Annotated in this window: 17 protein-coding genes; 9 read left to right on the top strand and 8 right to left on the bottom strand. The window is 54.9% G+C overall.

The window, feature by feature from the left end; genetic code table 11:
* Positions 1 to 122: 122 nt before the first annotated feature.
* From ABD949_RS30755 to ABD949_RS30730, 6 genes are all read right to left on the bottom strand, one after another.
* A complete protein-coding gene (locus ABD949_RS30755) occupies positions 123 to 890 on the bottom strand; it encodes an ABC transporter permease subunit (RefSeq protein WP_345250423.1) in 768 nt (255 codons plus the stop codon).
* Positions 891 to 907: 17 nt separating this feature from the next.
* Entirely contained in the window at positions 908 to 1,657 is a 750-nt protein-coding gene (locus ABD949_RS30750) for an ABC transporter ATP-binding protein (RefSeq protein WP_345250421.1), read from the bottom strand.
* Positions 1,654 to 2,877, bottom strand: a complete 1,224-nt coding sequence (locus tag ABD949_RS30745) for a nitrous oxide reductase family maturation protein NosD (protein WP_345250420.1) — start codon at positions 2,875 to 2,877, stop codon at positions 1,654 to 1,656. Before ABD949_RS30745 ends, ABD949_RS30750 begins: the two co-directional genes overlap by 4 nt.
* A gap of 2 nt (positions 2,878 to 2,879) precedes the next feature.
* A complete protein-coding gene (locus tag ABD949_RS30740) occupies positions 2,880 to 3,893 on the bottom strand; it encodes a nitrous oxide reductase accessory protein NosL (protein ID WP_345250418.1) in 1,014 nt (337 codons plus the stop codon).
* A 68-nt stretch (positions 3,894 to 3,961) separates the two neighbouring features.
* On the bottom strand, positions 3,962 to 5,953 hold the full coding sequence (gene nosZ, locus ABD949_RS30735) for a Sec-dependent nitrous-oxide reductase (RefSeq protein WP_345250416.1): 1,992 nt from the start codon (positions 5,951 to 5,953) through the stop codon (positions 3,962 to 3,964).
* A gap of 34 nt (positions 5,954 to 5,987) precedes the next feature.
* Complete coding sequence (locus ABD949_RS30730) at positions 5,988 to 6,455, bottom strand: c-type cytochrome (RefSeq protein WP_345250414.1); 468 nt, start codon at positions 6,453 to 6,455, stop codon at positions 5,988 to 5,990.
* A gap of 318 nt (positions 6,456 to 6,773) precedes the next feature.
* Here ABD949_RS30730 and ric point away from each other — a divergent pair, with 318 nt between their 5' ends.
* The 4 genes from ric (at position 6,774) to ABD949_RS30710 (ending at position 9,925) form a co-directional block, all read left to right on the top strand.
* Complete coding sequence (gene ric, locus ABD949_RS30725) at positions 6,774 to 7,517, top strand: iron-sulfur cluster repair di-iron protein (RefSeq protein WP_345250412.1); 744 nt, start codon at positions 6,774 to 6,776, stop codon at positions 7,515 to 7,517.
* Between the two features lie 84 nt (positions 7,518 to 7,601).
* Entirely contained in the window at positions 7,602 to 8,075 is a 474-nt protein-coding gene (locus ABD949_RS30720; RefSeq protein WP_345250410.1) for an RrF2 family transcriptional regulator, read from the top strand.
* A gap of 7 nt (positions 8,076 to 8,082) precedes the next feature.
* Positions 8,083 to 9,390 carry a hypothetical protein gene (locus ABD949_RS30715; RefSeq protein ID WP_345250408.1) on the top strand — a complete coding sequence of 436 codons (1,308 nt, stop codon included), beginning with the start codon at positions 8,083 to 8,085 and terminating at the stop codon, positions 9,388 to 9,390.
* On the top strand, positions 9,380 to 9,925 hold the full coding sequence (locus tag ABD949_RS30710) for a c-type cytochrome (RefSeq protein WP_345250406.1): 546 nt from the start codon (positions 9,380 to 9,382) through the stop codon (positions 9,923 to 9,925). Before ABD949_RS30715 ends, ABD949_RS30710 begins: the two co-directional genes overlap by 11 nt.
* Before the next feature lie 12 nt (positions 9,926 to 9,937).
* Here ABD949_RS30710 and lepB read toward each other — a convergent pair whose 3' ends face one another.
* Positions 9,938 to 11,107: a signal peptidase I gene (gene lepB, locus ABD949_RS30705; RefSeq protein WP_345250404.1), complete on the bottom strand. Its 1,170-nt coding sequence runs from the start codon at positions 11,105 to 11,107 to the stop codon at positions 9,938 to 9,940.
* Positions 11,108 to 11,393: 286 nt separating this feature from the next.
* On the opposite strand from lepB, the gene ABD949_RS30700 reads away from it, so the two are divergent.
* The 5 genes from ABD949_RS30700 (at position 11,394) to ABD949_RS30680 (ending at position 16,707) form a co-directional block, all read left to right on the top strand.
* Positions 11,394 to 11,771 carry a hypothetical protein gene (locus ABD949_RS30700; RefSeq protein ID WP_345250402.1) on the top strand — a complete coding sequence of 126 codons (378 nt, stop codon included), beginning with the start codon at positions 11,394 to 11,396 and terminating at the stop codon, positions 11,769 to 11,771.
* Positions 11,772 to 11,891: 120 nt separating this feature from the next.
* The gene (locus tag ABD949_RS30695; protein WP_345250400.1) at positions 11,892 to 14,267 is read left to right on the top strand and encodes a TonB-dependent receptor; all 2,376 of its coding nucleotides are present in this window, start codon (positions 11,892 to 11,894) and stop codon (positions 14,265 to 14,267) included.
* Between the two features lie 22 nt (positions 14,268 to 14,289).
* Positions 14,290 to 15,498, top strand: a complete 1,209-nt coding sequence (locus ABD949_RS30690) for a sialidase family protein (protein WP_345250399.1) — start codon at positions 14,290 to 14,292, stop codon at positions 15,496 to 15,498.
* 50 nt (positions 15,499 to 15,548) lie between these two features.
* Positions 15,549 to 16,082, top strand: coding sequence for a CopD family protein (locus ABD949_RS30685; RefSeq protein WP_345250397.1), 534 nt, complete (start codon positions 15,549 to 15,551; stop codon positions 16,080 to 16,082).
* 199 nt (positions 16,083 to 16,281) lie between these two features.
* On the top strand, positions 16,282 to 16,707 hold the full coding sequence (locus tag ABD949_RS30680; protein ID WP_345250395.1) for a hypothetical protein: 426 nt from the start codon (positions 16,282 to 16,284) through the stop codon (positions 16,705 to 16,707).
* A gap of 49 nt (positions 16,708 to 16,756) precedes the next feature.
* Here the strand turns inward: ABD949_RS30680 and ABD949_RS30675 are convergent, their stop codons facing one another.
* On the bottom strand, positions 16,757 to 20,281 hold the full coding sequence (locus ABD949_RS30675) for a ThuA domain-containing protein (RefSeq protein ID WP_345250393.1): 3,525 nt from the start codon (positions 20,279 to 20,281) through the stop codon (positions 16,757 to 16,759).
* Between the last annotated feature and the right edge of the window lie 142 nt (positions 20,282 to 20,423).

Here is a 20,423-nt window from a genome sequence, read left to right as displayed (position 1 = left end):
GCCAGGCCGGTATGCCATAGGCAAGCCCGCTCTGTTATTCTTCTAGTAAGCTACCTTATTTCTAAGAATCTTACTACACCACAAACCTAAAGGCCGGTGCCGAGGATTGACAAAAGCAACACTTACAAATCCTTTTTCCGAAAAATGCGGACGGCGCTGTAGAGGGGCAGTATGGCCCAGAGCAGCATGATTGATACGGAATATACGCTGCCCAGGATGCTGCCGAAGAAGTCTTTGTAGAGCGCGCCGGTGTAGCCCATCAGGGCTGAAATGTCCATCTGTAGCATGATGGCGATGCGGCCCAGGTCAATCGGGTTGAGCGTGGTCAGCACCAGCATCAATTTTTCGAGCGGGTAGTCGCTGAAGGTAAACAACACCGACAGCACCAGTCCATCGTACAGCAGGGCGAAATAGAACCACAGCATCAGCGCCAGGCCGATTCCTTTGGCTTTGTCGCGGGTCAGCACGGAGGCCAGGAAGGCGAGCGACACAAACACGAGCGTCAGCGACACGCCCGTCCAGAGCAGAGCGGCTCCGGTGGCGCTGGCATCCAGCAGCAGAACGGGTAGTCCCACCCCTACCAGAAACGCCGTGACCAGCGAGGACGCTACCCCGGCGTATTCGCTCAGCAGCAGGCGCGTCCGGTTGATGGGCTGCGCCAGCAGGAGTTCAATGAATTCGTAGGAGTTGTAAAAGTGAATGGTGGTAAAGACCAGGCTGATCAGGGGCACCACCATCAGCACAATGTTCAGCAGGCTCATCAGCGCCTTGCCGGAGTTGCTCTCCATGCCGAACAGGGCAAACGAAACGACCAGCAGAAAGGCTGTGTACGCCAGCACAATTTTGTTCTGCAAGATATCGAACCAAACGTATTTAATGACTTTATTCATGACTGTATCAGTTACGGCTATGACTTGGAGTATTCCGGTTCGGCTACGTATTCGGCCCGAAATCGACGGCTGGTCATCACTTGTGCAATGGCCTTACCCAGCTTTTCTTCCCCAGTGAGCCTCTTGAGCCAATGTACCTCTTTGAAGAATTGCAGCTTGCCGTCCTGCAGGTACATCACGTCGGTGGTCAGTTCATCCAGGTCGCTCATGATGTGCGAAGTGAGCAGGATCAGCTTGCCTTTGCGCTTCTCCAGCAGAATCTTCTCTTTCAGAATTTCGGCGGCAACCGGGTCCAGACCAGCGGTGGGTTCATCCAGAATCAGCACTTGGGGATTGAACAGGAACGCCAGACAGGCGCTCACTTTCTGCCGGGTACCGCCCGACAGCGACTGCATGGTTTTGTTGTATAGGTTCGGAAGCTCAAAGGCTTCGATTAAGTCTTCATCCAAGTTCCGGCTACCGTTGCGCAGGTCTTTCATCATGTCGAACACCTGACGAATTTTCATATTGTCGGGGTAGCGGCCGATTTGCGGCATGTAGCCAATGGCATTGCGGTACGCCCAGCCGTTGCGGATGTTTTCACCCTGAAACAGGATTTCTCCGCTGTCGGGTACCACCATGCCTAGCAGGCATTTGATAAAGGTCGTTTTGCCGGAGCCGTTGGGACCAATTAAGGAGACGGATTGCCCGGCCCGGAGGCTAACGGTCAGGTCGTCCAGCGCCTGAAGGGAGCCGAACGCTTTACAGAGATGGGTTACGTCAATCATGGTTTAATCGGGTTCATGAGAGGTTGGGAATCGACTAGCGCTTCGGGCGTCAGGCTGGGAATTACCTTTTCTGCCCGGTCGAGCAGCGTGACGATGAAGCTTCGCATGAGCATGACACCGTACGGCATTTGCTCGATAATCATGGAATACAGACTGACCGGGTGGTACGGCACATCGCCGATGCGGTCTTTGTTGAGGTCGTAGCCTTCGTACTTGTCCCAGTAGTTTCTGACAAACGTATTAAGGACTGTGTTGCCATTGGTGGCCACGTCGAAGGTGTTGCTGGTGAAGGTATTGCCGGTAAAGGTATTATCATTGCAACTGGCCTGAATCCGGACACCCCAGCCATTTTCGGTAAACTGGTTGCGTTTTATGTTGATCCGGCTGGTGCCTTCCATATGAATACCGATGGTATTGGTGCGGAAGATATTCTGTTCAATCTCACTGTCGGAAATGTCTTTCAGCAGCATGCCGTAGGCGGCTCCGCCCCAGTTATGCTCAAAGACATTATGCCGCATGGTCACAAACTTGGTGTACATCACGGCCACGCCCGCCCCATTATCCCGGAACGTATTGTAGTAGTAGGCGTTGCGGTGCGAGAACATGAAGTGCAGCCCGTAGCGGATATTTTGCCGGCTCAGGTTGCGCTGGATGGTCGAGTTCGTGACAAACTCGAAGTAGATGCCGTCGCGGTGGCCGCTGATCTGGTTGTTGTTAATTTTGATATTGTCGCATTTCCAGGCATGAACACCATTGCCGGTGTTCTGTTCTTCTTTCGGATTACCGGCGATATCGTTGCCCTGCACCAGGCAGTTGGTGGATGCCGACAGGTACACCCCGAAGTAGGCGTTGCGAATACGGTTGCTCAGCACGCGGACCCGTTGCACTTCCAGTACTTTTACGGCGGCCCAGTCGATGGTGCTGACCATGCCCACGTTTTGCAGGTGCAACCCCTGAATGGTTACGTCGCTGGACTGCACGGTAAAAATCTCTCCTTTATACTGCCCGTCCAGCACCGGATAGCCTTGCCCAAGTATTGTCAGCGGTTTATCGACAACCAGACCACGCTCCCGATATACGCCCGGATGGATAAGCACTGTATCTCCGGCCGCGGCCTGCGTCAGCGCCTGCTGCACCGTCTTCACCGGCTGCTTCGGACCAACGTGAATGGTACGGGCCAGGCTCATAAAAGGGAGCAGTATGAGAAGGAGGATACGCATGATTATTTCTGATTAAGCTCGTTCCACGTCAGCGCCTTCACGCCGGGAAATTTTTGTTCCGCTACAGTAGCCGCTGAAAACGCTGCTTTGTCACCGCGCATAGGGCTGCGGAGGGATTCATCATGCACGAAAACCGCCGTGCGGGCGTCGACTAGTTCACCGGGGCGGTTATAGTCAGCGACTAACTGAATGGGGGCCTCCGACAGCTCATTTTCCAGCATGTAGGTCGTCATACAGTCGAGATCGTCGAATTTGAACGCCTTACCTTTGGCCGTTACCAGCTCAGCGGCAAATTTCTTATCGACTATAGTCATCCGGCAGTGATCGCAGTTATCCCGGCCGTAGTGAATTGGTTCCGGCTGCACCGAGCAGGCCTGAGCAGCCAGCAGGAGCGGCAACCACAGCAGCACGGTACGGGGTCGTGTGAGCGTTTCGGCTCGTTTCCGGCCCCGAAAGTAAAACTCGTAGGCCGTTACGCCGGCTACCGCCAAACCAGTCAGCACAATAATCCAGCCGCCGAAATCAGGTACAGAATACGCGCCAAAATTGAGCAGTTGTTTGTAGCCGATTACCGGGGGTTGATACGACATGCCCGGCACCTGAATGGGCGCTTTGGGATCGAGGTTATGGCCGTACTGGTAGCCCCAGCGCCAGAAGTCGATTAAGGCCACAATGCCGAACAGCACCAGGGCCGACAGGTAACCAGCCAACAACCGCCGGCTACCCGACAGGGCGGTCAGCAGCCCAAACAGGATATAGCCCCCAAGGATGTACGGCAGCACGGTAAATTCAGGAAACATTTCCTCCCGAATATGCGCCATACCAATGTAGTGGTTAAGTCCATTGATAACTTCTACATCACCGGACAGCTTCGTGAGCCAGATTTTCATGACCAACCCTTCCGGATACTGCGGTGCCCACAAATCGATGCGCCAGACGGGCAAAAAATAAGTAGCTATCAGCAGTAAGGAGGCAACTCCTACAATGATCCGGGACTTGGTGCTAAGCGTTTTCATAAGCCAGGTAGTTAGTCCTTCCCCGCTCCTCTCCCCGACTTCAGGAGAGGAGCGGCTGGGATAATAATTTACTTCTTCGCTACTTTCTTTTCAGCTTCGGCCACCGGATTCTTGCCGGTGCCCCAGGTAAGCTGGACGTTGCTACCCGCCGGAGATACCCGTACGTAGCCTTGCATTTCCTGGTGCAGCGCCGAGCAGAAGTCGGTACAGTAGATGGGCACCACGCCAACCCGGTTGGGCTTCCAGCGGAGGGTCTGGGTTTCACCCGGCATAATCAGTATCTCGGCGTTGTCGCCACCTTTCACCGCAAAGCCGTGCGGTACATCCCAGTCCTGCTCCAGGTTGGTGACGTGGAAGTATACCTCGTCGCCCAGTTTCACGCCTTCAATATTGTCGGGTGTAAAGTGTGAGCGGATGGACGTAATGTACACGTGTACTTTGTTGCCCTCGCGAACCACTTTGGCCTCCTTCTCGCCCTTGGCGGCATATTTGTGGCCGTTCTCCTCAATCTTATAGATCTTGGTCGAGTTTTTGGCGATCAGCGCTGCCGGAATCGCTTCGGCATAGTGCGGTTCGCCCACGGTCGGGAAGTCAAGCAGCAGCTTCATTTTGTCGCCCGAGATGTCGTACAGCTGAGCCGATTGCGCCAGCTCCGGACCCGTCGGCAGGTAACGGTCTTTGGTGATCTTGTTGTAGGCAATCACGTATTTACCGTGCGGCTTCTTGGTCGGGCCACCGGGGATCGACAGGTGACCAACGGAGTAGTAGGTCGGCACGCGGTCGAGCACTTTCAGATCCTTGATGTTCCACTTCACCAGCTCCGATGATACAAAGAACGACGTGATGGCGTTACCCTGGCCGTCAAACTCGGTGTGCAGTGGCCCTAAACCCGGCTTCTGTACTTCGCCGTACAGGGCCGCTTCGTATTTCACCACCGGGATGCCGTCGAAATCGCCGTCGAACGTCTTGTCAGCAATAGCCTTCTGTAGTTTATCGAACGAGAATACCGGAATCACAGCGGCCAGTTTACCGGAACCGACAATGTATTCACCAGTCGGATCGACGTCGCAGCCGTGCGGAGACTTCGGACACGGGATGAAGTAGACGATACCCGGACATTCTTTCGGATCCAGCGTTATTACCTCATTCATGATGGTCGAGGTAGCCGTATGGGTCTTTTCGTCGTACAGGTTATGGGCGTATTTAGCCGGTTCTTTACGACCTTTACCCTGCTTCAGGTACTCTTCGGCCTTCTTCCAGTTTACGGCCAGGATAAAGTCTTTATCCTTTTGGGAGGCATTCACTTCCAGCAAGGTATTTGCCTGCTCCGTGTTATAGGTAGAGAAGAAGAACCAGCCATGCGATTTGCCTTTACCGGCGCGGGCCAGGTCGAAGCTAACGCCCGGCGTTTTCAGCTGGAACGCGATGCCCATGCGACCGGTGTTCTTATCGACATTGATAAAGCTGATGTACCCCTTGAAATTTTGTTTGAAGGTGCTGATGGGCACATCGGCATTGTTGTCGGTCGGCACCGAGAAGCGCGTTCCGGCGATCACGTACTCCGTATTTTCGGTAATAAACGGAGACGAGTGGTTACCGGCGCTGTTTGGCAGTTCCAGAATCTCTTCGGTCCGGAAAGAACTCAGACTTACCCGCGCTACCCGGGGGGTATTGTTGGCGTTACCGAACGCCCAGCGGCCGTCGTGCTCACCGTTGGTGGTCGAGAGCGCAATGTGGTGCAGGTCATCCCAGGGCACCTCACCGTGCGAGGTATTCAGCATCGGCTTGGATTCTTCGCTATAGCCCCAGCCGTTTTCCGGAAATACCGAAAACACCGGTACGATTTTCAGCAAACGACCCGACGGTATTCCGTACACAGACATCTGTCCGTTGAAGCCACCCGATACGATATTATAAAACTCATCGTGTTTACCAGGGGCAACATACACTTTTTCGGCGGCATCACCCGAGACTGCCGATCCGGCGTCTTTCGGTTTACAACCAACCAGATTTAAGCCCAGGGCAGCGACGGCTGCCATGGCTAATATTGGCGATTTCATAATGATAGAGGTTAGTACAGTTGGTAAGAGTAGTTTATTTTACGCCATCGTTCTGGCGCATAAATTCCAACACCGAGCGGGCTTCGGGTTCGGTTATGTTCTGATTGGGCATCCGGACCAGACACTGTTCGAGTAGCTTCTGTGCTTCTGCGTCATTGGCCAGCATCATGTCTACGTTCGTAATCATGTTCATGATCCAGGCCGGTTCCCGCCGTTGCGTGATCCCCTTCCAGCCGGGGCCTACAATCCGTGTTTCGTCAAGTTTATGACACGATCCACACTTCACATCATAAATCTCCTGCCCCTGCTTGACCATGGCCTGATCCAGTGGAGTGGTTAGTTTTACTTCTGTAATCATGTCACCGTGAACTTCCTGTTGGTTGGTAGCCTCGACCGGGTCAGTTGGGGTTTCTTCAGACCGTTGTTTTGCACCATCGGATGAACATCCGTACCAGGTAACCGACAGCGCCAGTAGCGCAATTGCCAAAATTTGCTTTCTCATGGTCTAGTTGTTTGGGGGTTGCAGTAAATTAATTCCATGTATTATCATACTCAATTCTCTATTGTTTTAGTAGGCTAAAGACTCTTCTCTTTGAAATAAAGGATATTTTTATCTTTTATTCCGGTGGCAAAATAATTGCATGAAAAGTGCTGGACGAATGATGGAAATCATCCAGGCACCTATTCTTTGTCAGTTTTCGGAATAAAAGACTAGTTTACCTTTATATCTGATTTTTAGAAGAGGGCAGCATAGCCATTCAACAGGCGCTGAAAAAAGCCCTTTTCCAGAAAGAGTATACAGCACTAACTAATCATTAAAATGCTTACTATCAACAACTTCGATTCAGACGCAACCACGGTCGGCGAAATAGTTGCGCAAGACATCCGCACCGCTGAAATTTTCAAACGCCTGGGCATTGACTTCTGCTGCAACGGCAAGCGTACCCTGGCAGAGGCCAGTCAGCGCGCCGGCGTTCCGGTTCAGGAGGTTATCGAGAAACTGGGGCACCTGCCTACAGGAAAGCGGCTGCCGTCGGAGCAATTCGACCGCTGGTCGCCCGTTTTCCTGGCCGACTACATCGTTAATGTACACCACGGGTATCTGTACGAGAACCTGCCTTTCATTGAACAACTGGCGTATAAGGTAGCCAGTAAGCATGGGGAGCGTTTTCCGGAAGTGCTGTTAATCTGGGACACCTACGAAGCCCTGAAGGCCGAACTCATCCCGCATCTGGAAAAAGAAGAGCGGGTGGTCTTTCCGTTTATCCGGCAACTGGTGCAGGCAGAGCGTGTCAACACCAGTATACCGGTTACGCAGATTGGCTCCCTCCAAATGCCGATTCACGTGATGGAAGCCGAACACGATGCCGCCGGCACCCTGCTCTTCAAACTGCGGGAGCTGACCAGCGACTACACCCCACCGATCAACGCCTGCAACACGCACCGGTTGCTGTACGCCAAACTGGAGGAGCTGGAAACGGATCTGATGCAGCACATTCACCTCGAAAACAACCTGCTGTTTCCAAAAGCGCTAACTTTGGAGCAGGAACTCGCTTTGAATTAATTGTTCCGTTTTTTGTCATCCCGACGCAGCCGGGCTGCCGGTGCCGAGGGATGACAAAAAATTGAAACCTGACCCAACAAAGACATGTTGTCAAAAGCGTGCGGGTACGCCATCCGCGGTATTATATACGTAGCCCTGAAGGGTTCCGAAGACCACAAAATTGGCATTCCGGAGCTAGCGGATGCGTTGAAGGTACCTCAGCATTTTATGGGCAAAATAATGCAGAACCTGGTCCGGCGGGATATTCTCAGCTCGACCAAAGGTCCGCATGGCGGTTTTTATACTAATGAAGATACGCTGGATACGCCCATTGTTGAGGTAGTCGACGCCATCGACGGCCTGAGTGCGTTCCATAAATGTGTGCTGGGTCTCCCCGACTGCAACGGTGAGCATCCCTGCCCGCTGCACCATGAAGTAGTTACGTATCGGGATACGGTATACGAAACGCTGCAAACCCGTACCATCCGGAATCTGGCTGCAGATGTGGAGAATGGACTGGCGGTGCTGAACCGGGAGCCTCGTAGCCGCCGGCAAACTGGTGTTGGTAGTGACAAATAAGCTTACCGTGAATTTACGTAACGCCGTCAGGCGGCTGTCCAGTGATAAAACATTTATTCTTAACTGGCCGGGAGCAATCCGCCGGCAATGGCTTACAGCCCTCGGCTGGTTTGGGATAGCCGGTAGTATCGGCGTGTTGCTGCGGACCATGATGGTCTGGCCGGTACCGGGCCTGGTTTACCCATATCTGCTGCATACGCACTCGCATGTGGTGCTGCTGGGCTGGGCGTTCAATGCGCTCTTCACCGCGTTGGTTACTACCTTTTTTTCGGTCAACCGCTTTCCGGTATATAAGCTGCTCTGGCTTGGCTTTCAGGTGTCGATGGTGGGTATGCTGGTGTTTTTTCCGATGCAGGGGTATGCCGCCGGGTCGATTGCGTTTTCGACGCTGCACGTGTTTTTGTCGTACGGAATGGTGTGGGTGATGGTTAACGGCTTTAAACGGCACGACGGCTCGTCTGGTGGTGCGTTGGCGGCCCGATTTTTACGCTGGGGATTATTCTTTTTAGCGATTTCGACCCTGGGACCGTATGGATTAGGATACCTGAAGGCGAAGCATCTGGAAGCGAGTGTCTGGTATAACCTGTCCATTTATTATTACCTGCATTTCCTGTACAACGGCTGGTTCATTTTCGGCTGTCTGGCATTAGTGGTGCGGTGGCTGGAACAATGGAAGCTGATACCCTCGCCAAAAACAGGACAGCGGGTGCTGGCTGCGCTGGTGATTTCCTGTTTTGGTTCGTTTAGCTTATCGGCTTTGTGGGCGCAGCCGCCGGGCTGGGTGTGGCTGGTCGGTGCGGTATCGGCACTGCTGCAACTGGCTGCGGGTGGCTGGCTGGCGGGGTGGTTGTGGCAGCACCGGCAGGTGCTGAGCCAGCGCCTGCGTGGCTGGGCGTGGCGGTTAGCGGTACTGGCCTGGGCCGGCTTTGTGCTTAAAATAAGCTTGCAGGCGGCCTCGGTATTCCCCTATGTGGTGCAGTGGACGTACCAGCAGCGGCACGTAGTAATTGCCTATTTGCATTTGGTCTTTATCGGCGTTATCAGCCTGTTTCTGCTGAGCAAAGCCCTGCATGAGCGCTGGCTGAACGCATCCTCCGCCGGACTCTGGGCGTTTCTGGTGTTCTTCACCCTGTCGGAGCTGATCCTCGTTACCGAATTTGTGCTGAGCCGTTTCGCCGGTTCGTACCTGCCCTACTTTGCCGAGTGGGCACTGGCTGCATCCGTTGGCCTGTGGCTAAGTGTCTGTATTCTTTTCGGCAAACAATTGGTTACTTCCCGGCTCAACGCCCCTGCCGCCGTTTCCTATGAACCCTGATCTGCCTCAATACGTACTGTTCGTTGTACTGCCTCCGCTTTTTATCGGCTTAGCGGTCTATGTTGACCGGAAATGGCGACCGCAAAAGTCCTGGCAGCGTCTGACTATTTACCTCCTAATGGCCTATGGGCTGGTCGGTTCCTATCAATGGGCCGCTGATTACCTCAGCAGACAGGCAGCAGCCCGAATCATTACAGAAGATTCCGTAAAGCTCCTCCAGCAGGATGCGGCCGTACTCACCCATGGAAAAAAGCTGTTCGACAGCCGCTGCGTTACCTGCCATGGCGCGCAGGGCGAAGGGGTAGTCGGCCCCAACCTGACCGACGAATACTGGATTTATGGCGGCAGCCTGAAAGACATTTTCCGGACGATCCGGCACGGCGTTCCCAACACTCCCATGACGGCCTGGAAACATATGCTCACGAACGAAGAGCAGCAGGCCGTCGCCAATTACGTGTACTCGCTCCAGGGCACCAATCCGCCCAATTCCAAGCCTCCCCAGGGGTTTGTCTACGTACGCACGGAAACGAAGTAGTGACCTTCTCTCCTACTCGACCAGCCGGAACAATCGGTTCCAGCGGACCTTATGCCAGATGTCGGCCGGTACCGGATCTACCGACATCCAGACAAAAATGGCCTTACCCACTACGTGATCGTCCGGCACAAATCCCCAGTAGCGGGAGTCTTCGGAGTTATGCCGGTTATCCCCCATCATGAAGTAATAGTTCTGTTTGAAGGAATACGAGGTAACTGGCTGTCCGTTGATGTGGATGGTGGTTGGTGTTACCGTTACATTCTGATTTCCCTCGTAGCGTTGAATCACCGGTCCGTATACCGCAATCGTTTGCTGATTAATCGGTATGGTCACCCCTTTTTTCGGAACGGTAAGCGGACCAAAGTTATCCCGGTTCCAGTTGTATACTGAACTACCATAATGCCCCTGCTCCGTGTTTCCCGGAGCGTCGGTCATCGGTTCGATGCCGTTTACCCAGTCCAGTTCCTTCAGCTTCGCAACTGTCTCCTGCGTGGTGTTGACCCGGTAACCCACCAATTGGGTTGTTTTCAGTGAATCGTTATACCATTCTATAGGTTCCCAGTTGATGAAGGGCCCTTCTGCCGACGCAAAATCATTGACGATGCCGTACCGGCGGAAAAAGCGGCCGTTCAGCACTTCGGCGGTTTTGACAAAATAGGTAGTTTGAGCCCGACGAGGAGACGCAACCGGTTTGCCGTTGACATAAACCTGCTCCCGGCGCATGGTCACCACATCGCCCGGTATACCGATACACCGTTTTACATAATATGTCTTGATATCAACGGGATAAGCCGGTTCGCCCGGCTTCTGGGGCGGAAGATTGAATACCACCACATCGCCATTTTTTACGTGCGTAAAACCGGGTAGCCGGAAAAAAGGCAACTGGATGGCCGAACTGTACGATGGAAGGTTAGTGCCCCAGAGTTTCTGGTGGGTGAGCGGCACCTGCAACAGGGTGCTGGGCGTCCGGCTGCCGTAATGCAGTTTACTCACGAACAAAAAATCGCCGACCAACAGGCTGTTTTCCATCGACGGTGTGGGGATGGCGAAGGCTTCCACCGTCAGCCAGCGGATCAGGGTGGCGGCCACAACGGCAAACAGGATGGAATCGAACCACTCCCGAAGCGGAGATTTTTTAATGCGTTTCGGCTCCTCAGCAGATTTCGTTCTAAACTTGAACATGGCGGTACAGGCTTGAAGGTATGGCTAAATGACTGGCTGGCAAGATAGAATGTAACGAAGGTCTGCTCAAGGGATTTGGGATGGATGGTAGAAATTGGGGAAGGGTGACAAAAAAGAGTTTTTTATCTGATTATCGTCAGTTATCAGGCTAATTTCCCCTGCTACCTTTACCCCCGTTAACCGGTACTTCCTGCCGGTTCAAAGGCAGTAAATGTCGATACATAGATTTGGGTTTACCCTGCCTGTTGAGTAGGCATTACCTTTACGCTGCAATTAGCTGATACTCATGAAAAAGGTCATCGTCTATTTTCTGCTTAGCCTGCTGCTGATGCAAAACAGCGGGAAGTGGATCATACTGGCCTGGTTCAGCATTAATCAACCGTACATCGCCCGCACGCTCTGCGAAAACCGCTCACGGCCGCAACTCCATTGCGATGGACAATGCGTCCTGGCCAAAAAGCTGAAAGCTGCCGACGAACGGGCCGCCAGAGACCTGGCTCAGTGGCAGCAACTGCTGGAAGTGGTGCCTTTTACCCCGCCCATCACCGCCGACTTTTCATTTGCCTCCGTTAGTACCATCTGGATCGCCACCGCCTTTCCCGTCTACAGTAGCCGGGCGTATGCCGATCCGTCATTCGACTTCTTTCACCCGCCTTGTAGTTAACGCTCTCCGCCGTACACTCTGTACGGTTGCCCGTCCCGGTCAACCACCAGATGGTGTACTCCCGAATAATGCCTGTTTAGCGGGCAGTTCAACTTACTTCCTCTTTTAAATCATTCTACCATGAAAGCGTTTTACTACGCCGTACTGGTGGCCGGGCTCTGCCTTGCCGGACCAGCTATGGCTCAGCAGATACATTACCAGGGTAAAGTACTTGATGCCCAGACCAAAGAACCGCTGGCGGGTGCGGTGGTTCGGGTTCCCGGTACCACCACCGGCACCACCACCAACGCCTTGGGCGAGTTCCAGATGCAGTGCGCCAATGCCTGCCAGTGTTTCCAGGTGAGCAGCATCGGCTATGCCGAACAGACGGTGAACGCGGCCGATAGCAAACTCACGGTTTCCCTGCAACCCAAAGTAGAAGACCTGCAAACCATTGTGGTCACCGCCAGCCGCGAGGCCCAGTCGCGCACCGAAGCGCCGGTTGCTATAGCCAGGCTATCACCCACCTTAATCCAGGATACCAAGCCGACCAACCTCTACGAGGTGATCAACAAAACGCCGGGCGTGGTCATGGCGAACCTCGGCAACGAGCAGCACACCATGGGCATACGCCAGCCGTTCGGCACCAATGCCTATTACCTGTATCTGGAAGACGGGGTGCCGGTGCGACCGATGGGTGTGTTCAACCACAATGCGTTGATTGAAATGAACGTACTGGCCGTCAGCTCCATTGAGGTAGTCAAAGGCCCCGCATCGTCACTGTACGGGCCCGAAGCGGTGGGCGGAGCCATCAATCTCATTACCCACAAGCCGACCGCCGTACCGGTGTTTCGCCTGGGTGTGCAGGGCGACCAGTGGGGCTACAAGCGCGTGCAATTCGGCACGGGGGGTATGGTCACCAAGCGACTGGGCGTTTATGCCGGCGGTTTTCTGGCCCGGCAGCGCAATAGCTGGCAGACCCGCAGCGATTTCGATAAGGTATCGTTCAACGGCCGCGCCGATTACGCACTGAGTGACCATACCCGGCTGATCGGTACCCTGGCGTACAACAACTACGACTCGCAGACCGGCGGCAACGTCGACAGCGTAGCGTTCTACAACCGGCAGTACACCAGCACCACCGACTTTACCTACCGCAAGGTGTATGCCCTGCGCTCCCGGCTGACGCTGGAACATAGCTGGTCGGAAAACAGCGAGAGCTTTGTGACAGTATTCTACCGCGACAACAGCATCAAACAGAATCCTAACTACGCTATCCGCTGGAAATCGGGGGCGACCACCGCTACGGGCGAAATCAACGACAACCGCTTCTACAGCTACGGTGTTATTGCGCAGCACAGCCAGCGCTTCGCCCTTATGGACAGCCGCCTGCTGGCCGGGGCTACCTTCGACTATTCGCCGACTACCTATTATGCCTACCAGACAGAACTGGAAGCCAAATTACGGCCGGATAAAAAAACGGTGGCCCAATACATCCAGATCCGAGAATCACCGAATCAGTACCTGAGCCGGTACGATGCCCGAATTCACAACGCGGCCCTGTACACCCAGTATGATTTTGCGCCGGCCACCAACCTGCGGGTTTCCCTCGGAGCCCGTTACGACCGGATGTCGTTCGGCTACACCAATTTCCTGGACAACACGTCCGGCACGAAGGCGTACCAGCAGTTGACCCCCAAACTGGGGTTGACGTATGACCTCGGCCGGGGGCGCGGTCTGTACGCCAACCTCAGCCGGGGTTTCTCCCCTCCCGGTCTGACGGCGGTGTTCCGGAAAAATCCGGCCGCCCTACCTGGTACCGATCCGTTCTACTACAACCTGCAACCCGCCCGGTTCGATAATATGGAAGTGGGTGGCTGGGCCTCGCTGCTCGACCGCAAAGTGTATATCGACTGGGCGGTGTACCGCATGACCGGCCGCAACGAACTGCTCAACATCCGCCAGGCCGACAACTCGTTTGACTACCAGAGCGCCGGCCGGACCCTGCACCAGGGCATCGAGTACAGCCTGACCTACAAGCCAACCACCGAATGGTTCTTCCGCTTCGGCGGTACCAACGCCACGCACCGGTTTGTCGATTTCGCCATCAGCAACCGCCAGACCGATGCCGTCCGGAACGTCAGCGGCTACGATATGCCCCAGGCTCCGCGCTGGGTCGCCAACACGGAGGTAACGTACAAGCCCCGCTGGGCCAAAGGCCTGCGGTCGTCGGTGGAATGGCAGCGGATGAGTCCGTGGTACCAGAATCAGATAAATACAGTGCGTTATGAAGACCGGGGTGCGTTTGGTGCCAAGGGTGTCAGCGTGTTGAATGTCCGCGCCGGCTACGAGTGGAAGGGACTGGAAGTATTTGCCAACGTGCTCAACCTGACTAACGAACTATACGCCAATGTCGCCAGCCGGTGCAATAACCCGACCGACCGCACCACCTTCACGCCAGCCGCGCCGAGAACGATCACGCTGGGCGTGCAGTATCAGCTCAGTGGCAAGAAGTAACTATCGAAACCAACGTAAAACAATGAAAAAGCTGCTCCAACGCATAGCCCTTTTAACGGCCATTACCTGCCTGTTCAGCTATCCCATTATGGCCCAGCAGCCAGTCACCCTCGATGCCGGACAGCAGGCAGCGCTACCCCGGTTCACTACCGACCACCAGGGTAATCCGGTCATCAGCTGGGTTGAAAAAGCCAACGATCAGGCGGCTCTCTTTTTCTGCGTTTCAGCCGATGGCGGCCGCACCTTCAACCCAAAAATCCGGGTAGCAGCTCCGGGTACAATGTCTACCCATCCGGAAGGTCGTCCGCGAATCGCCTTCAAAAAAGACGGCACCCTGATCGCCACGGTTGAAATCAGCAAACCGACCGATGATTCGCCCCGGGCCAGCGACCTGCTGTTTGTGCAGTCGACGGATGGCGGCCGGACCTGGACCTTGCCCAAACCGGTTCATCAGGACGTTACCCCCGGCAAAGGCCATTCGTTTAGCGACCTCATTACACTACCCAACGGAGAAGTCGGCGCGGTATGGCTCGACGAAAAGCTCCCCGGTCAGGAAGGCCGTTCGGTGAAGTTTGCGCAGACGACGCCCGGAGGTGGTTTTACCCACGAAATCCTGATCGACTCCAGTGCCTGCCAGTGCTGCCGCACCAGCCTGGCCGTGACGTCCGACGGCGGCATCCACGTGGCCTACCGCGATTTGCTGGCCGACGGCAGCCGCGACATGAGCTACGCCCGGTCGGCCGACGGTGGACGGACCTTCAGCAAGCCTACGGTGATTTACGCCGACCACTGGCAGCTAAACGCCTGTCCACACAGTGGCATCCAACTGGTGGCCGCCGGCAACGAGGTACTGGCTACCTGGTACAGCGGCAAAGAGGGAGAAGCCGGTCTGCGGCTGACTCGGGTTGGGCAGCAGACGTTGCTGGAGAAACCCCAAACGTCCGCCATGAAGGCTCCGCAGCTAGCCGTACTCGCCGATAATCGGCTGGCGCTATGCTGGGAAGAGTGGGTTGGTGAAGGACCGGGTGCCTACCGCAAAATCGGTTTGAAATACCTGGGAGCGGATGGCGCTTCACAACCCGTTTACCTCACCCGGCCGGGCGAAATTGCAACCCAGCCTACTCTGCTGGCAACGAAACAGGGATTGTTGCTGGCCTATACCCGCCTGCAGGGTGCGTCATCTGCCCTTGTGCTTGTATATTTGAACCCGAATACAACCAACAAGTCGTAAGCGTCACCCGATCACGTCTGATCGGGTGACGCCAGGACACCCGATCAGACATGACGTTTCTGTATTTTAAGGCGCTGCACATCATCTTTGTCGTAACCTGGTTTGCCGGGTTATTCTATATTCCCCGCTTATTCATCTATTACACGGAGGCCACCACCCGGCCCGAAGCCGAGCGAAGCGTTTTGCAGGACCAGCTGCTGCTCATGCAGCGCCGGCTCTGGTACGGCATTACCTGGCCCTCGGCGGTGGTGACGCTGATCATGGGCCTGAGCACCTGGTACAACTATGGGGCCACGCCCGGCTGGCTCGTGATCAAGCTGTGCCTGGTCGCCACGCTGTACCTGTATCATATCGCCTGCCATATCATTTTCCGGCAGCAGCAGCGGGGCCTTACCCGCTATACGTCGACGCAGCTTCGGGTCTGGAATGAGGTAGCCACTATCTTCCTGGTAGGGATTGTTTTTCTGGTGGTGCTGAAAGACGCGCTCAGTATGTTGTGGGGAATTCTGGGGCTGATTGCGTTTACGGGTATCCTACTGATTGCCATCCGAACATACAAACGTATAAGGGAGAGCGGTTCCTGAGCCATTGAGGGGTCTTTTTTAGGTAGATTACCTTAACGATACCTTTAGGCATAAATCTTTCACAAAAATTTTATAAGAAAATCTTCGAAAATTACATTTTTAGTTGTAACTTTCGAATCCCTGCCTATTAATCTATAGAATTAAGAACTGGCAGAAACGATTAATAGTCACCATCCTCTATGAGATAACTAATCTTGCCATGGAATCTTTTTTCTCTGTGCTGGTGATTGGGGGTTGCCCCGGTGATCAGCGCCAACTACTCGACGAGTTTCAGGCACAGGGAGTGCCCACCCGCCATTTCTGGCCGGAAACGTATGCCGATGGAGTTAAAGGGTTAGCTGATTTCCTGAAGGAACTGAGTACCCGGCCGATCCTGATTATGGTCGACATTGATACGGCTTCCGATTTTTACCGCTCCGTGATGAATGCGCTGCACCAACACCCGCTGACGCGCCTTGTTCCCATTATTACCTACAGCAAAGACACCTCTTTTTCGTGGGCCGAAACCGCGCTGCACAGAACCTCGACCCCGCATATGTTCAAACCCGAAAGCTGGAACCAGACCGTCAGAACGCTGGTTTCGTACTGGAGTGAGAGTATGCCACTCACGGAAAGGGGTCTGTAATCGTTTCCGATTACAAACCCCTTCTATCTTCTGAAGTCCTGTACGTTGCCTACTCGTCAAACTGAATTGTCTTCAGGTTAATAATGTCGTTATAAGGCTTCTGCCTTCTGACAACCACAAAATAAACATCGTGCTTACCAGTTACCGGCTGGCTGATTTCTCCAGTTACCGTTTTTACTGTTTTCCAGTCGCCCGTGGCGGTGTAAGCCGTCCGGCTAATGATGGGGCCGGCATAAGAATCAATCCGCATTTCTATTTCGCCATCCTTGTTCAGCGATGCGTATTCGTAGGTTAGTTTGCGAATACCCGTCAGATCGATGTTCTTCAGCAGAACATAGGCTTTATGGCTGCCGGAGCTCAGGTTATTGCCAAATCGGGCAAAACCGGTATGGGCATCGGCGTGGATCGTACTCACTTTGGCATTCCGCAGGGTCATTACGTCGGTGCTGGTCAGCGGCTCTGCCCCTTTACTTCCCTTATCGGTGTAGCTAGCCACCACCGTGTATTGCCCACGCGGTTCTGTGGGCTTGTGCTGGTTGAGTGGCAGCGTACCCTGAAGCGGCAAAGTTTGGGCCTGCTTTTTCTCGTCGGTCAGCGAGAAGATGTATTTCACCATCTCCTGCGCGTCAGACGCCGGTATCTGCGGATGGGCGCTCATCACGTGGGTCGTTCCCCAGCTACCGCCCCCACCAGCAATAATCTTCTTCGCCAGTTTTTCGATGGCACCCGCCTGGCTCTTGTACCGCTGCGCGACGGCTACATACGATGGCCCGACCGATACCTTATCGATGGTATGGCACGCTTTACAGTCACTGGCGGCAATCAGGTTTTTGCCCAGTGAATTGGTTTCGGCCAGGGCTACCTCCTGGTGTCCCGTCTGCGGCTGGCTGTTCATCGTACCCGGCTCGGGGTTATAGTTGAAATACACCTTCACCTTCTTCGGGTCGATTCTTGTATCTTCTTTGTCGCTGACCCGCACCGCGTAGGACACCGGCTTATTCTCCCAAAAGAAGGATTTGTTGCCGGTCGTGGTAATCGCTACCTCCGGTTTCGCGTTGCCAACCTTCACCACAAGGGTATCCATACCGACCAAACCATTCTGATCCGTCACCTTTAGGATGGCATTATAAACGCCCGGCTGCGTGTAGGTATAGCTGGCGTTGGGGGCGGTAGAGCCAAGGGTTTTGCCGTCGAACAGCCACTGGTATTTCACCTGATCATCTTCGTCGAGGTCGCGGGAACCCCGGCCGCTGAACCTAACCTTCAGCGGAGCCTGACCGACAGCCTCGCGCAGAACGGGCGCGTTCCGGTTGTCGGAGGTCAGCCAGGCGCGGGCGTTGGCCTGGGCCGCTGCGGCCGAATCCACCACGGCCGCCCGGGCAATGGGAGCGCGGTTACCGGTATTGTATTCGATCTTCACCAGCCGGGCATCCTCGTTATCGGCTCCGTAGACCGAGCCGTATTCCAGCATGTACATCACGCCGTCTTTACCGAATGCCAGGTCGATGGGCCGGCGGAAATCGCCGTTGGCGGTCATAAAGGGTTCGCTGCGGACATAGTTTTCGTTTTGGTCGAAGCGCAGCGCCAACACCCAGTTGCGCATCCAGTCGAACACAAACAGCGCCCCATCGTAGTAGTCCGGGAATTTGGTTTTTGAGGAGGAGTTTTTGTCGTAGGTGTAAAACTCGCCCGCCATGGCGCTGCGTCCACCCTGCCCCAGTTCCGGAAACTCCGGTGACGCCAGATATGGGTACCAGATCATGGCGGGCTGGGCGGGCGGCAGGTTTGTCAGGCCGGTGTTGTTCGGTGAATTGTTCACCGGGGCCTTTGGGTCGAAACGCGGACCGGCGGTTTTGGTCGTGAAATCCCATTTAGCGTAGGCGTAGTTGTTGCCGATGAAATACGGCCAGCCGTAGTTACCTGGTTTGCGCACCTGGTTAAACTCATCATAGCCCCGTGGCCCCTGGATGCTGTCCTTGCCGGCATCCGGTCCAATCTCGCCGATGTACAGCACCGACGTTTTCGGATTGACGGCAATGCGGTACGGGTTACGGTGGCCCATGGAATAGATTTCAGGCCGGGTCTTTTCCATGCCTTTCGGGAAGAGGTTACCGGCGGGTATCGTATAGGTTCCGTCCGGCTCGGGGTGGATGCGCAGAACTTTTCCTTTCAGGTCGTTGGTATTGGCCGATGAGCGCTGGGCATCCAGGCTGTAGTACTCCTTACCCGGTCGTTCATCCAGGGGTGCGTAGCCGTCAGACGGAAAGGGGCTGGAGCTGTCGCCCGTCGACAGGTAGAGGTTGCCGTCTTTATCCCAGGCCAGCGAACCGCCATGGTGCGAGCCGCTGTTTTCCTCCACCGGTACCTGGAGCAGAATTTTCTCGGACGCCAGATCCAGCGTGTTATCAGCTTTTACCGTAAAGCGCGACAGGTTGAAAATAATCGGCTCCTTATCCGTTGGGGGCGAATAGTAGAGGTAGATAAAATTGTTCCGGTTGAAATTCGGGTCCAGCGTAACGCCGATCAGACCGGTACCACCTTTGGTAGCCACTTTGAACTGGTGCGCCAGGGCATTCTGACCGGTTTTGGTATCGTAGACGTACAGGTTAGCAGTGCGCAGTTCGGAGTAGAAGATGCGGCCGTCGTCCGACACGGCCAGTTCCATCGGCGTGTTCAGGTCGTTCACCAGAACGGTTTTCACAAAGCGGTTTTCCTCCGGCGTCACTTTGGCATAGGCTTTCGAGTAATCCAGCGGTTTGCCGGTCCCCATCGCGTACCTGAGACCGCCCAGGATGTGCTGCACAAACTGCGGGTCGCTGAACGATTCATCGGTATGGCCACCACCGGTATAAAAAGCCCGGCCACCGTCGAACTCATGGTACCAGGCAATGGGGTGGTTGGCCCCGTTGGTACCGCCGTTGTAGGTATTCTCGTCCAGGTTGGCCAGCACCTTCAGGCCGGAGTAGAAGGTGCGGTAGTTGTACCATTCGTCGGTGCGCTCCCATTTATCCGGCAGGTGGGCGGTGGATGGGTGGTTTTTGTCGGTCACGTCCACGGTCGCTTTGCGCACGTTGGGCTGGCTCGGGTGGCTGGAGAAGTGGGCCCCCATGAGTTTGGCGTACCACGGCCATTCGTATTCGGTATCGGCCGCCGAGTGAATGCCCATGTAGCCACCGCCGGCCTGGATGTAGCGCTCAAAAGCCGCCTGCTGCTCGGGGTTTAGCACGTTGCCTGTGGTGCAGTTGAACACCACGGCCTGGTAGTTCCGCAGGCTGTCGTCGGTGAAGTAAGCGGCATTTTTGGTGGTATCGACCCGGAAACCGTTTTCGCGGCCCAGCTTCTGAATTGCCGCAATGGCAAACGGAATGGATGTATGCACCCAGCCTTTGGTCCTGGAAAAGACCAGCACACGGGCTGGTTTGACCGGCGCAGCGGGGGCCGGTGCCGGGGTGGTTTGGGTAGTAGCCTGAACGATTGGCTGGCGGGTAGCCTGGCAGGAATTCAGGCCGGCACCGGCCGCAGCCATTCCCGTCAGTCCCAACCAGAAAGCAGCAGAACGTGAATTTAAACGCATGTAGGGGTAGGGAGATGTCGTTTGCTCCTGTTGATGGTTAGTTTTATGCGTAAAAAAGCCGGGAATTACGGACAAATACTGTTTCCCTTTTGCTTTCTTTGCCGAAAGTACCTAGAATTAATACTCCGTGTAATCCTTACCC

Source organism: Nibrella saemangeumensis (assembly GCF_039541915.1).
Taxonomy (GTDB): domain Bacteria; phylum Bacteroidota; class Bacteroidia; order Cytophagales; family Spirosomataceae; genus Nibrella; species Nibrella saemangeumensis.
This window is presented reverse-complemented; position numbering and strand designations above follow the sequence as displayed.